Here is a 12999-nt window from a genome sequence, read left to right as displayed (position 1 = left end):
CTCCATAGCTTTTCCAGCGAAAAAACCGGATAAACCTCCCTATCTCTTATCATAGCGCACGGCGAACGGAGTTGCATGCTTTGACAGCTTTCCCTCAAGGGTTAAACGTTCCAGTTCCTGTTTCAGGCGATGCACATCCCAGCTTAACCCGCAGGCACGATTGATCTGGGCAACCGCTCCGACCAGATCGGTATCAAAAAGAGGGAGCAACCCGGCCAGGACGCCCAGCAATTGATCATCCTGTTTCTCGGCAAATTGCTTGAGTTCATCAAAAGGATTGGACAAATGCGGGCTTTGTGTATAAGCGCAGCGGATGCGAATAAAGATCGTACGTCCAAACACGGCCGAGGAAACAAACGTATCTCCGGAGCGCAGATAGGGAAGCCGTTTCCCTTCTTCCGGCGTCAAATCCGTTTCTTCCCGCAACGTGGCAATATCGGTTCCCCGCACAGTGCGGAAAACAAATTTGGTATTCAACTGCGCAGTAATCGTCTCATCCAAAAGCGTTGGTCGCTGCGTGGCGAGAAAGAGAAACACTCCGTATTTTCTTCCCTCTTGGGCAATCTCTTTCAAGATCGCTTTCGCCGGAGATTCGAGCGCCTTGGGAGCAAAATTGTGCGCTTCATCCGTCACGACGATAAACGGCGGAAAAAATTTCGCTTCCTCCCCGTTCATGCGGGCATCTTTATATTCGCGGCGCTTCCGGTACAAGGAGCCGATCACATAGGTGGCAAACACTTGCAAAACCCATGTGCTCCCCTGAATCACCACCAATTTCCCCTGTTCGAGGCCTCGTTCGATCGCCCGGATATCCTGTTGGAACAATCCCGCCCTGTCAAGCCGCTGCAAACGCCAATGGACCCCTTTGACAGAGGAGAGCGGCAATGTTCCATACTGCGCCAACAGCTGCTTCAAGTCGTGGATGCGCTGCACATCGGTCGGAGTTAAATCCGCATTGTTCAACTGCCGTTCCAGCCCCTGTTTTCCCTCCTCCAACGCCTGCACCAGATTATTGATGCGGTCACTGAAGGAAGCAAAGGAATCACGCTTCCGATGGAGCATCTGGATCACATTCACCATCGCGTCAGACAGTTGGCTACCGGCAGCGCCCAAAAGTTCGGTCACATCGCGCGTCGACAGATCGGAAAAGGAAATACCCACTTCTTGCCCGATTTGCACGGCGATAAAGCGATCGGTAAAATCGTCCCCTCCTTCCACTCCCGGAACGCGGTCACGAAAATCCATCTCAAAATGCGGATCAAAAACCAGTGTCGGGATGCGCAATTTCATGAGTTCTTCCAGCATCACGCGCAAGCCGAACGACTTCCCCGACCCCGAACCGCCAAAAATGCCGACATGGGGATATTGCTGCATCGTTTTGATATCAAAGATAAAGGGAACGCCCCGCTGCTCCCTGAGCGCTCCTTGTTCCATGATCATCACCCGGTTTCGCAAATCGGGGGTAATCGTTTCCGACATCGATTCGGTTCCGCGAATTTCACCGAGCAGCATCCCCTCTGACGGCGTTGTCTTCACCAGCAGATCGCGCACTTCGGCAAATTCCGGCAAACGGACGGAACAGCCGGTGCGAACGGGATGCGGCGCCTCTTCATATAAGCGCAATTTGGCCAGATTGATTTCATCGGATTCGATATCATATCCGATTTGTTCCAGGGAACGGATCACCTGGGCATCCACCAGGGACTTGTCCAGACCCATCGGGATCAAGCGGTTGTAGGATAAAGTTTCCACCACTTCCCCCCGCGGATTATTCAGGGCATTGTCTTCAATAACCAAAATCTCATTGATGCGAAATTTACGCTCCCGCGACACGATATATACTTCCTGCTGTGTTGTGACCCCAACGACCTGCATTCTCATCTCTCCCTTTCCATCGCGTATTTTGTCCCGTCAAATCATGCGTTCACTCCGCTTTACGGCCAGCAGGCGATGACGCAGATCAGCGTCGATATACTTCTCAACCATCGTCTCGACCAAAGGGTTGGTCACCCGCACCTGGTTATCGACAATATCCAGCCAAAAAGGAATGCCCCGGCCCTGTTCCGGCGTCAGGCTGTAAATCAACCGCGCCAGAGCCAGCCGCTCTTCCCGTTGGGACATCAGCCCGTCCAAACCAATCGGCTGGGGACTTTTCGACGAGCGAAAGGCCATTTTCCACATTCCGCTTCCGGCCGGACTCCACTCCTCCCATTCAAACGCTTCTCCCACATTTAACACGCCATAGAGCAAATCGCGATCAGACCAGGCGGGAAATTCCGGAAACAGTTCCTTGACCAGCCGGCGCGTGCTGATTTCTTCGGCCGCGCCCACGATCAGAATTCCCCGATCCTCGGCGATCCTGGCCAATTTCTCCCACTCTTCCGCATCATCGATATAAAAATGCAGAAGTGACCCGTCCATGATCACCACCCGCGCTTCCCACTCCCGCATCGCCTCACCAGCCACCCTCATTTCCAGCGCCGATAAAATCGCTCCCCGTTTTCGGGCCTCCCGGGCAGCTTGTCCCTCTTCTTCCTCCTCTTCAAGCAGCGGGGTGTATACATCTGCAGCCCACTTTTCTTCGCCCAGCGTTCCTTTTGCCAACGCTTGAAATACAGATAAAGTCCGGGTTTGCGAGCCGCGGGTGGAGTTGACGGAACCATCGACTCCGATCACGGATCTCCCCTGTAGCCAATCCCGCATTTCTCCGTCTTCCCATTTTTCAATCCGGTAAAATGATCCAACTTCACGCAGGCGGGCGCGGATTTTCTCTTTGTCGAACGCAGTCGACGGATAGATTTCACGCAGGGAATCATTTAATTTTTTCAGTTTCCATTTTAACTCCTCCGATACGGGCAGCATGTCTTTTCCTCCTTTGGTCCTTCATTGTCAAGAATCTGCCATCTAATAATCCCGAGTTTTCTTACCCTATTTTTTCAGATTATGATAAAGAAAGGAAAGGTATTTTTGGAAAAACAGTCTCATTTAAGCCCGGAACCGACACAGAATAAACTTAAGATAAAAATAATATTTATATATTAAATGTTTCATGCTGATAAAATAAACTTTTTTTGACTAAGAAATAACTATTCTTTTACATGATTAAGGAATTTTCTATAAAAATCCTCTAATTATATTGACTGTTATGGGAATGGTTGGTATGATGAGTTTGACGTCGATGTCGAAATTTGACGTCAATTTAAAGATAAAAACAAAACCCAAAACCAAAATCAAAACTGAGAGGGGATTCCGGATATGTTGAAATCTACTGGTATTGTTCGCAAAGTTGACGAACTCGGCCGCGTTGTCATTCCAATCGAATTACGCCGAACGTTGGGAATTGGTGAAAAAGATGCTCTGGAAATCTATGTAGACGGAGAACGCATTGTTCTGAAAAAATATGAACCGGCTTGCATCTTCACCGGCGAAGTGGATGAAACAATCCGCTACAAGAACAAAGTCGTGAGCAAAAAATGCATTGAAGAAATGTACCAACTGATCCACGGTGAAAAAGTGACGGTAGAATAAAGTTAAATCTGCCAAAATCTTCATTTACCATTATCTCATGCATCCGCCTTTTTTCCTATAGATGAAACACGTTATTCCCAGCATCATCCGCAACACTTACGCACTTAATGAGGATACATATTACCTGCATGGGAAGTGGCGAGGAAGAACTTTGAAAATATTGTGTCAACCATATTGCCGTTTTATCAGGCGGAGATTTACGAAACGCCTGCTTCAGCAAACGCAAGCAGGAAGTCATCCTTCCTTGGAGATTTTGATATGCCGGCACAGAGTAAAGCGGTTGCCCTTCGTTCACGGGCAACCGCTTTCTTTTTTTACTCCTTTTCGGGTTTTTCCGCTTCCTCCGCCTTCTCCTGTTTGGCTATTTCCAATATGCGTTCCTTCAATAGTTCAGATTTTGTGCCAAACACAGCCTGAAAATTGCCCGGCCCCACCTGTATCACACCGGAAGCCCCCAATTTTCGCAATTGGTCGCGATCCAGCTTTTCTTCATTCTTCAAAGTCATGCGCAGGCGGGTGATACAAGCATCCAGATGTTCGATATTTTCCTTTCCGCCGATGGCCTCGAGAACCTGGCGCGCCAGTTCATCCTCTCCTCCTCCGGCTCGTTTCCCCTTTTCTTCCGCTGCATTTGCCGTTTCATCCTCTTCATCTTCACGTCCGGGTGTCTTCAGGTTAAAGATGCGGATCATGAAGCGGAACAGGACGTAGTACAGCACAGCATAAATCACGCCGATGACCAACAACAGCAACGGCTTGGTAGCCAGATTGTAGTTGAGAATATAGTCAATCGCCCCTGCCGAGAAGGTAAAACCGTGGCGGATTCCCAGCAGATCGACAACCGCCATGGAGACCCCGGTCAGAATGGCGTGCACCACATATAAAATCGGCGCCACAAACATGAACGAAAACTCGATCGGTTCGGTAACCCCGGTCAAAAAGGCAGTGAGAGCCGCGCTCACCAGCACACCGTACACTTTTTGGCGCTGGGACGGCCGGGCTTCATGCAACATGGCAAAACACGCAGCCGGCAAGGCAAACATCATGATCGGGAACATCCCGGCCATGAAGATTCCCGCAGTCGGGTCCCCATGCAAAAACCGGTTCATGTCTCCCGTAACCCCGTGATACGATCCGACATTAAACCAGACAATCGTGTTAACAATATGGTGAAGCCCAAAAGGAATCAGCAAACGATTCAAAATCCCGTAGACAAAGACTCCGACGGCACCCGCACCGATCAACCAGTTTCCGGCACTATTAATCCAGTCTTGAACAGTCGGCCAAATGAATAAGAAAATAATACCTACCCATACCATCACAAAAGAGGTAATGATCGGAACAAAGCGTTTTCCGCCAAAAAACTGCAACCAGTCGGGCAGTTTAATTTTGTGGTACCGGCGATAAAGCACTGCTGCGATGGCCCCGGAAATGATCCCACCGAGAACTCCGGTATCCAGTTTCATCGTCTTGGTGCTTCCCAGATCGACCACCTGGCTTAACACCAGATATCCAACGAGAGCTGCCAGTGCCGCGGCACCCGCCTCTTCCGCCAATCCGATGGCCACCCCAACTGCAAACAGGACGGGCATATGGTCCGTAATCGCACTCGCACCACGGGTCAGAATTTCGCCTACATAATAAATAATACTTCCTTTGGCGAAGTATTTCGGGTCGGACAATAACGCGCCCAGGCGGAGCAAAATCCCCGCGGCCGGCAACACGGCGATCGGAAGCATCAATGATTTTCCGATGCGCTGCAATGACCCTAAAATACCCCCTCCTCGTCGTTTGCTCAAACTCTTACACCTCCGTTAGTCTATTTCCAGCCTGTCTGCCGCGACTTTGGACATCCAAACACATACTTTTATTATACATAGAAAGTTAATTTTCCTGTCATATTTTTTATATTGACTGAGGATAATACCTGGATGACAAAATGCCTTCTTTCAGGCAAATTCAGTTCCGGTGATAGGTATTATAAACCTCTCGCTTGGGCAGGGAACGATCTTTCGCCGTTTGGGCGATCGCCTCTTTTTTTGACATCCCCTTTTTTATATAAATCTCGACATGGTCTTCAATCGCAAGTGATTCCCACCATGCTTCCTCTTGAGATTCCTCTTCTTCCTGAAGATCTCCGGATACGACAATCGTATATTCCCCGCGGGCTCCATGCTCCTTTAAGTAATCCAAACAGCGGTCAATGTCTCCGCGCAGCCATTCCTCATGCTTTTTGGTCAATTCCCGGCAGATGGCCAAACGTCGGTTGCCCATCACTTGCCGAAGATCGGCCAGCATCTCGGTGATCCGGTGCGGAGATTCATAAAACAGCAGGGTGGCCGGGGTCCTGGCCCAGCGTTGCAACTGCGCCCGTCTCTCTTTAGTTGACCGCGGCAAAAAGCCGATGAACAGAAAAGGTTGGGTCGGCAATCCTGAAGCAACGAGCGCAGCCAGAGCGGCATTCGGGCCGGGGATCGGAACCACCGGAATCTGATGTTGGACGGCATCCCGAACCAATTCTTCTCCCGGATCGGAAATTCCGGGCATCCCCGCATCGCTGACCAGGGCTATTTTCTTCCCTTCCAAAAGCTGATTGAGCAGTTGGGCTCCGCGTTCTCTTTTATTATGTTCATGGTAACTGATCAATTCCGTATGAAACTGAAAAACCTGGAGCAACTTTCGCGTATGCCGTGTATCTTCAGCTGCAATCAGGTCGACTTCACTCAGGATCTCCAACGCTCTCGGACTCATATCCTGCAAATTGCCGATCGGCGTTCCGACGACATAGAGAATACCTCTTTTTTCTTCGGCAAAACTCTTGATCACGTGCATCGCTCGGTTCCCCTTTCTGCGATTAATCTCCATTTTTCCTTCCGTGACATCTTTTTAATCTCATGCTCCCGTTTCAGGGCCCACGATTTGCTCGTGCCCGCTTCATAATACCGCAGAACCACCGGCAAGCGGGCGCGTGTATATTTGGCCCCTTTTCCGAGACGATGCATTCGCAACCGCCGCTCCAAATGATTAGTCATCCCTGTGTATAATGTACCGTCCCGACACTCCAGTATGTAAACATAATAGGAATCGGCCATTTTCTTCCTCCATTTGGGCAAAGAAAAAACGCCGGCTTCCGGCACCGGACGGGTCTGGTGGTTACACCATACTCGAATTGGTACCACTTTGCCAGCGTCATTCTTCCTTGGATGATTTATTGAGAAAGGCGATACAAAACAGGCAATCTCCCTCTCCGCGCAACCGACCATAATGAACATTGCATATATGAAACCCTTCTTCATATAAATCTGCGAGATGATGAACCCCTTTACCTGCGGCTTCTTCTTTTGGTGGAAGCGTCTTTTCTTCTGTTTCGCCTGAAGGTGAAGAGAACCTGGCTTCCAGCTCTTTCAGCCGTTGGTTCTCCATCATTAATCGGGTATTATCTTCGATTAATCCGACAATCTGTTCTTTCAGCCCGGCTAATTCCTTATACAGTTCACCGATTCGCTCTTCAACGCGAGCGACCTGCTCAAAGATAGCTTCTTTGTCCAAGCCCCCCCACCTCGTTTATCACCAAAAGCGGTTAATATTCGTGGTTTCCGGTCATTTAAAGCTTCCGCTCGTCTGCGGAGACTCTGTCAGTTTGATCTCTTCCAAAGAATGTTCCACCAACGCCCCCGTTTGAAACAGTTCCACTTGCACCCGCCGCTCCAAAAGGTTCAACAAAACCACTTTTCCATCTCCGTTCGGCGTCAACACATTCTCACCGAGATCGGGCAAAATTTGCTTCGCTTCATCATAAAGGTCGTTTTCATATTTCAAACAGCACATTAACCGGCCGCAAAGCCCGGAGATTTTAGCCGGATTCAGGGATAGATTCTGATCTTTTGCCATTTTAATCGAAACAGGCTCAAAGTCTCCCAAAAAAGACGAACAGCAAAGAATCCGTCCGCACGGGCCAATTCCGCCCAACATTTTTGCTTCATCCCGTACCCCGATCTGCCTGAGCTCGATACGGGTCCGAAAAACCGCAGCCAAGTCGCGAACCAATTCGCGGAAATCGACACGTCCATCCGCGGTGAAATAAAAGATGATTTTATTGCGGTCAAACGTGTATTCTGCATCAACCAACTTCATTTCTAAACCATGTGTTTGGATTTTTTCATGACAAATGGATAAGGCCGCTTTTGCCGCCTGGCGATTTTCTTCCATTTGTTCAGTATCTCCATCCGTGGCAATCCGTAATACCTTTTTAAGGGGCAGTACCACTTCATCCTCCTTGACAAAACGGATTCCCGTCACCACATGGCCGTATTCGACTCCCCGCACCGTTTCCACGATGACATGGTCCCCGCGTTGCACTTGTAAATCGGCAGGGTCAAAAAAATATATCTTACCCGCTTGTCGAAAGCGAACTCCAATCACTCTTAGCACTTACAGCGTCCCTCCTCTACCGCCCAACCTATTTTCCGAGTACGGCCAGAGGTTGCATCGTATCAGCCTGTCGCTGACGAAAAGCGATGATCTCTTTTTTGTTCCATCCAAGAAATATTGATGCTTTGCCGGTTTTGTTTGAATACACGCCTCCCAATTTATTCAAAATAAACCCGTTTGGATCATCTGATCTATCCGTCAATTTGTTCATTGATTCTCACAGGATTCTGTTAAAGAATCTCATATACCATTCTATCATTCACAGTAAAAATTGAGCAAACATCTCATTAAGTAAGAGCTGGAAATTCGTCCCGACAGCATCATTCTCCCGTCAATCTTTCACCAAGTTGAGGATGTCTTCGGCCAGCTGCCCGAATATCTCTTCTTTGCTCAAGCATGCATCCAGCTTGCGATAACGTTCGGGGGCGCTTTGCGCCAAAGAGAGAAACCCTTCACGAACCCGTTCATGGAATAATTTCTCTTTCAATTCCATCCGATCCTTCTTTCCGCCGCGATTCTTCATCCGGCTCTGGCTCATTTCCACGGGCAAATCAAGCAAATATGTACGATCAGGTTTCAGGCCGCCGGTTGCCCATTCGTTAATCTGAATAACCTCCTGAAGATCCCACTGCGCCCCGTAACCCTGATAAGCAATGCTGGAATCAACATAACGGTCGCATAAAACAATCTTGCCTTGCTCCAGCGCGGGGCGAATCACTTGATCCACCAGTTGGGCCCGGGAGGCAGCGTACAGCAGAATTTCGGTTCGCGGCCTCATATCGGAAAATTCCGTGCTCAATAAAATCTGACGAATTCCGTCTCCAATCGGTGTACCACCCGGCTCACGCACTGTGATGCATTCTTTTCCCTTCAGCCGCAAATAATCCTCGAGCAGTCGGATTTGTGTCGTTTTTCCGGCCCCTTCCGGCCCTTCAAACGTAATAAACCTACCTTTTCCCATCCTTGTCGCACCTCCTCACTTCGCCGTCAAGATTTAAAGGAGCACCTCCACCGCCGGTGTGTCGGAAGAACGAATACCGCGCACGTTTCCTCCACGCCGGATCACATCGCACAAAAAGTGAAGAACCTCTTCACGCAATTCCTCTCCAGGTAACACAAGAGGAATCCCTGGCGGATACGGAGTGATCATTTCTGTCACAATCTCACCCGCGGCACTGGCCAAAGGAATCCAGCGCCTTTTTCTCCGCCTCAGTTCATCGAACTCCACCTTCGCCTGGGTATGTATGGAGAAGCTCGGTAAATTGAAAGAAGGTTCCTTGGGAAAATGGGAAATTTCCCTGTCCAGCCGCCTGAGAACCTGCTCAAGCCTGCTCAGCTCGCTTTCTGTTGTTCCAGGCGAAAAAACAAACAACACTTTTCGGTGGTCAGCCAACTCAGCATAAATTCCCTGTTTATTTAACCAATCGGCCATGGCATAGCCGGACACTCCTGGATCGGCAACTAAAGTCAATTTTAACGGATCATGAGGGCTGAGAACAGAAACCTCATGTATAAAAGAACCGTTTTTTATATTTCCCCGGAAATGATCCAGGGCAATTAACAAACGTTCCAATTCTTCCTTTCCCTTCGTGGCGATCCATCGTCTGGCCAAGTCAAGAGAAGCCATCAACGGATAAGAAGGGCTGCTTGATTCGATCATGCGAAGCCAGCGCATGATATCCGCGATATTTACTCTTTCTCCTTGAGCGTGCAGCATTGAGGACATCGTCATGGAGGTGAGCAATTTGTGCGTGGACTGAATGGAAACATCGGCTCCTTGGTCGATGGCCGACAGCGGGAGACGCGGGTGAAATCCAAAGTGGGCTCCATGTGCTTCATCGACAACCAGCGGAATTTGATGTGCATGGCAAATCTCTGCGATTTCGCGCACATTCTGGACAACTCCAAAATAGGACGGACTGGTAATCACCACCCCTTTGGCCTGTGGGTACTGACGGATCATCTGTTGAACCGTATCCGGGGAAATCGGGATCTCCATTCCGTTTTGGTCAAATTCGCATGGCAGATAGCGCTGTTTTGCCCCGGCCATCATACATCCGTGAAACACAGATTGATGGCAATTGCGCTGAATAATAATCTCTTCTCCCGGACGACAGAGGTGAAGAATGGTCGCTAAAATGCCGGCGGTGGTTCCTCCCACCAGAAAAAGAGTATGTTCTGCCCTGAATGCTGCAGACGCCAACTGCTGCGCTTCCAAAATCGCTCCTTGCGGATGGTGTAAGTCATCCAGTTCCCCCACCTCTGTTAAATCCAATTGCAAAACGGATGCAAACCATTTCTTTCCGGCATCATCAAATGCCTGACCTTGTTTATGACCGGGAACATGAAAATTGCCCGTCGAACGGTTGATATGCCTTATCAAAGCATCAAACAACGGCGCCTTCATCTGATCCACTTTCGCGCCACCTCCTTCCTATTTATATAAAACAATTCATGGCAAATGGGCAAGCAAAGTTAAAGTACGCCCTCACTCAAATCCGCAAGCAGCTTCTTGAAGAATAGAGAAATCCTTTCTGTCACAGAGAGATCATTTTCCGTGGTCCGCTTGGGTTTGCAACCACCCACCCAAATAAAAAAGCCGGCCCCTGGAACATTGTCCGACAGCCGGATAACGGATGAGGTGAGCGGATGGTGAACAGAATCCCCTGTCTTTTCTGTCAAGATGAAACCAAGTCAAATTGGAGAGATTTAGCGCTCCCCGTTTTCAGGAAATATGGTTTGAAAAAATCCGTCTCTGTGATGATCATCGCAACTTCTTGAAGGAAACCGATGTCCCGGTATCTGAATTGCGCTGCTCGAAAGGGCAGGGAACAAAACCACGCAGCACAAATATCCGCGACAGGCAAATGAATCGCCCTTTACCCATCCTCTCTCGCGAGGATTCGCTTGTTTTCGCCAGACGGCAACAGAGGCTTCACCTCTCAGTAAAAAGTTAAGGTGCTTCATATAATGTTTTTCCCTGATGATTCCAAAATACCCTTAAACGCCAAACATAGTAGCCATAACGCAGATCATCAACGGTACTGCGCGCCAACTCTCTTTCACAGAGGGTACAGATATATTGATCCAATAAAGGTAACATTTCATCGCGAACCTGGTCACAAATGATACAGTGATAGGGCTGCTTATTCTCCATCTCAATCGCCCGCCTTTCCCTTTTGTTCACATCATTTCCAAAAGGGCAATGATTTAAACAATAAACAATGACCAATAGCCCTGTTTTTTGAGGAAAATTCATTATGGTTGCTGTCAGGGATGTGTTGATGTTTTGCATGGTATTGCTCCAATTCCGGTTGCCCGGGCCGCTTCTTGTGTGGAGAAAGCTTAGCGAATAAAATTCATTGCTTCCATTTTTCAGGGATTTCATCAACAAAATTTTGTCCGTCTGTGAGTGGATGATTACCGACACAAACAATTCCAGCGGCAGGCGACTGCATCGAAAAGCAACCAAACTCCCCTGCTTCAACGCACTTCAGGCGAAAATGACAGTCATGAAACTCCGCTGAAGTCAACCTTAGATCCGGTCGGTCAGTGGGGCACCTCTACCCTGGCAATTTTGTTTACTTCTGATCCACTGTATATACCGTAAAGAGATAAACATTTTCCAAGAAGAAGGATATCTCCTGTCGGGAGGTGGCACAGTTCTTGTTCAGGCATTCCTTTCCTTAACCGGATTTCCCTGATAAACCATCTCCCGTTTTCTATAACCTGTCAAACATCCTACTCCCTATGCTTATTCATCACCCTATTAGAATATTTTCGTCATTTGCGTAACAGGCTAAATGAAAAAGGAGGAAATCTGATGCTTACTCCAAGATGGATTGTCATTTTCATTTTTGCTATTTTTATTCCTCTAAATGCACTGCTCAGAAGCTATTTACGTATTAAATATGAAAACACAAGATCCAAAACAAAGTAGAAAACAAGTGATGCTCTGCTGTCTCCCAGCCAATCCTCGGCACATGCTTCTTGATCTTTTCTTTCTTTTATCCTTCCATTTTAGTAGAAAAATGCTAACCGTTTCCCAACTACACTACCACGGAACCCTAAACGCTAACAAAGACTCCTGGTCGCAGTGAACGTCGGTATCGTATCGTCGAAGCGATCCATTCTGCAATTTATCAGTAGAAGCAGTTCACAGCGTCTTCCTTGAATAAAACCAATATTTTTGAATGAGACCAATATTTTCAGCTAAATTGATTTGTCTCAGCTCAATCGCGATTAAAAATTAAATCTGTAATTTCCTTAAGCCGGATTCCAAACCAGATTCCCCAAGCCTGGTAAAATTGTACTTTGGAGAAGCGATTTCCCGCCCCTATAACTTGTATCCCATTTGGATGAATCCGCAAATCTGAGGAGAACATCGGGGAACATCCTCAGGATTTCCGCGAGGATTCCCGACGGAGTGAATGAAATACGCTCAAAAACAGATGGCGATGGGAAAGGATGGAGAAGGAGGATGAATCGAAGGAAATAAAAATAACAAAGACAACAATGAAAAAGCCACCTCCAACGAGGTGGCTTGTATCTTTGCCTGGCAACGACCTACTCTCCCAGGGGTGAACCCCAAGTACCATCGGCGCTGGAGGGCTTAACTTCCGTGTTCGGGATGGGAACGGGTGGATCCCCTCCGCTATCATCACCAGACGATGTTTTTTGTTAAGTGGTTCCCTGAAGGGAACACACCCTGAAAATAAGATTGGAATAAGGGTTGCGAGTGGAAGAGAAGTAGTAGGATAAGCCCTCGACCGATTCGTATCCGTCAGCTGAACACATTGCTGTGCTTACACCTCGGACCGATCTACCTTGTCATCTTCAAGGGGTCTTACTTCCACGAAGGAATGGGAAATCTCATCTTGAGGTGGGCTTCGCGCTTAGATGCTTTCAGCGCTTATCCCGTCCGCACTTGGCTACCCAGCGGTGCTCCTGGCGGAACAACTGGTACACCAGCGGTGCGTCCATCCCGGTCCTCTCGTACTAAGGACAGCTCCTCTCAAATTTCCTGCGCCCGCGACAGAT

The 12999-nt window shown here is 48.5% G+C and carries 11 protein-coding genes and 2 rRNA genes; 1 reads left to right on the top strand and 12 read right to left on the bottom strand.

Features of this window, described 5'->3' with window-relative positions; translation table 11 throughout:
• Nucleotides 1–39: 39 nt before the first annotated feature.
• Together I8U19_RS11630 and I8U19_RS11625 are read right to left on the bottom strand one after the other, a co-directional pair.
• The gene (locus tag I8U19_RS11630) at nucleotides 40–1875 is read right to left on the bottom strand and encodes an ATP-binding protein (protein ID WP_033100708.1); all 1836 of its coding nucleotides are present in this window, start codon (nucleotides 1873–1875) and stop codon (nucleotides 40–42) included.
• 36 nt (nucleotides 1876–1911) lie between these two features.
• Nucleotides 1912–2862 (bottom strand): DNA double-strand break repair nuclease NurA, encoded by a 951-nt coding sequence (locus tag I8U19_RS11625; RefSeq protein WP_033100709.1) that lies wholly within the window; start codon nucleotides 2860–2862, stop codon nucleotides 1912–1914.
• 393 nt (nucleotides 2863–3255) lie between these two features.
• On the opposite strand from I8U19_RS11625, the gene I8U19_RS11620 reads away from it, so the two are divergent.
• Nucleotides 3256–3528, top strand: coding sequence for an AbrB/MazE/SpoVT family DNA-binding domain-containing protein (locus tag I8U19_RS11620; RefSeq protein WP_033100710.1), 273 nt, complete (start codon nucleotides 3256–3258; stop codon nucleotides 3526–3528).
• A gap of 314 nt (nucleotides 3529–3842) precedes the next feature.
• Here I8U19_RS11620 and nagE read toward each other — a convergent pair whose 3' ends face one another.
• From nagE to I8U19_RS11570, 10 genes are all read right to left on the bottom strand, one after another.
• On the bottom strand, nucleotides 3843–5303 hold the full coding sequence (nagE, locus tag I8U19_RS11615) for an N-acetylglucosamine-specific PTS transporter subunit IIBC (protein ID WP_198056028.1): 1461 nt from the start codon (nucleotides 5301–5303) through the stop codon (nucleotides 3843–3845).
• A 184-nt stretch (nucleotides 5304–5487) separates the two neighbouring features.
• Entirely contained in the window at nucleotides 5488–6360 is an 873-nt protein-coding gene (gene rsmI, locus I8U19_RS11610) for a 16S rRNA (cytidine(1402)-2'-O)-methyltransferase (RefSeq protein ID WP_033100711.1), read from the bottom strand.
• Nucleotides 6351–6620, bottom strand: coding sequence for a GIY-YIG nuclease family protein (locus I8U19_RS11605; protein WP_033100712.1), 270 nt, complete (start codon nucleotides 6618–6620; stop codon nucleotides 6351–6353). The genes rsmI and I8U19_RS11605 overlap by 10 nt, the downstream gene beginning before the upstream one ends.
• Nucleotides 6621–6717: 97 nt before the next feature.
• Nucleotides 6718–7077 (bottom strand): initiation-control protein YabA, encoded by a 360-nt coding sequence (locus tag I8U19_RS11600; RefSeq protein ID WP_033100713.1) that lies wholly within the window; start codon nucleotides 7075–7077, stop codon nucleotides 6718–6720.
• A gap of 51 nt (nucleotides 7078–7128) precedes the next feature.
• Nucleotides 7129–7959, bottom strand: a complete 831-nt coding sequence (locus I8U19_RS11595) for a PSP1 domain-containing protein (RefSeq protein WP_198055983.1) — start codon at nucleotides 7957–7959, stop codon at nucleotides 7129–7131.
• A gap of 331 nt (nucleotides 7960–8290) precedes the next feature.
• Entirely contained in the window at nucleotides 8291–8920 is a 630-nt protein-coding gene (gene tmk, locus I8U19_RS11590; protein WP_033100716.1) for a dTMP kinase, read from the bottom strand.
• Between the two features lie 33 nt (nucleotides 8921–8953).
• Nucleotides 8954–10366: an aminotransferase class I/II-fold pyridoxal phosphate-dependent enzyme gene (locus I8U19_RS11585; protein ID WP_232330966.1), complete on the bottom strand. Its 1413-nt coding sequence runs from the start codon at nucleotides 10364–10366 to the stop codon at nucleotides 8954–8956.
• 546 nt (nucleotides 10367–10912) lie between these two features.
• The gene (locus I8U19_RS17330; RefSeq protein WP_198059213.1) at nucleotides 10913–11116 is read right to left on the bottom strand and encodes a sigma factor G inhibitor Gin; all 204 of its coding nucleotides are present in this window, start codon (nucleotides 11114–11116) and stop codon (nucleotides 10913–10915) included.
• Nucleotides 11117–12512: 1396 nt separating this feature from the next.
• Nucleotides 12513–12627, bottom strand: a 5S ribosomal RNA gene (gene rrf, locus I8U19_RS11575).
• A gap of 85 nt (nucleotides 12628–12712) precedes the next feature.
• Nucleotides 12713–12999, bottom strand: a 23S ribosomal RNA gene (locus I8U19_RS11570); the annotation flags it as partial.

Source organism: Thermoactinomyces sp. CICC 10523 (assembly GCF_016055105.1).
GTDB lineage: Bacteria > Bacillota > Bacilli > Thermoactinomycetales > Thermoactinomycetaceae > Thermoactinomyces_A > Thermoactinomyces_A daqus.
Note: the sequence above shows the minus strand (reverse complement) of the source record. Positions and strands in the feature narration are given on the sequence as shown.

Bases quoted from the DNA above. Each gene is read 5' to 3' on its own strand.
- I8U19_RS11620 (WP_033100710.1), top strand. From the start codon at position 3,256: ATGTTGAAATCTACTGGTATTGTTCGCAAAGTTGACGAACTCGGCCGC.
- I8U19_RS11625 (WP_033100709.1), bottom strand. From the start codon at position 2,862: ATGCTGCCCGTATCGGAGGAGTTAAAATGGAAACTGAAAAAATTAAAT.
- I8U19_RS11585 (WP_232330966.1), bottom strand. From the start codon at position 10,366: ATGAAGGCGCCGTTGTTTGATGCTTTGATAAGGCATATCAACCGTTCG.
- I8U19_RS17330 (WP_198059213.1), bottom strand. From the start codon at position 11,116: ATGGAGAATAAGCAGCCCTATCACTGTATCATTTGTGACCAGGTTCGC.
- rsmI (WP_033100711.1), bottom strand. From the start codon at position 6,360: ATGCACGTGATCAAGAGTTTTGCCGAAGAAAAAAGAGGTATTCTCTAT.
- I8U19_RS11630 (WP_033100708.1), bottom strand. From the start codon at position 1,875: ATGCAGGTCGTTGGGGTCACAACACAGCAGGAAGTATATATCGTGTCG.
- tmk (WP_033100716.1), bottom strand. From the start codon at position 8,920: ATGGGAAAAGGTAGGTTTATTACGTTTGAAGGGCCGGAAGGGGCCGGA.
- I8U19_RS11605 (WP_033100712.1), bottom strand. From the start codon at position 6,620: ATGGCCGATTCCTATTATGTTTACATACTGGAGTGTCGGGACGGTACA.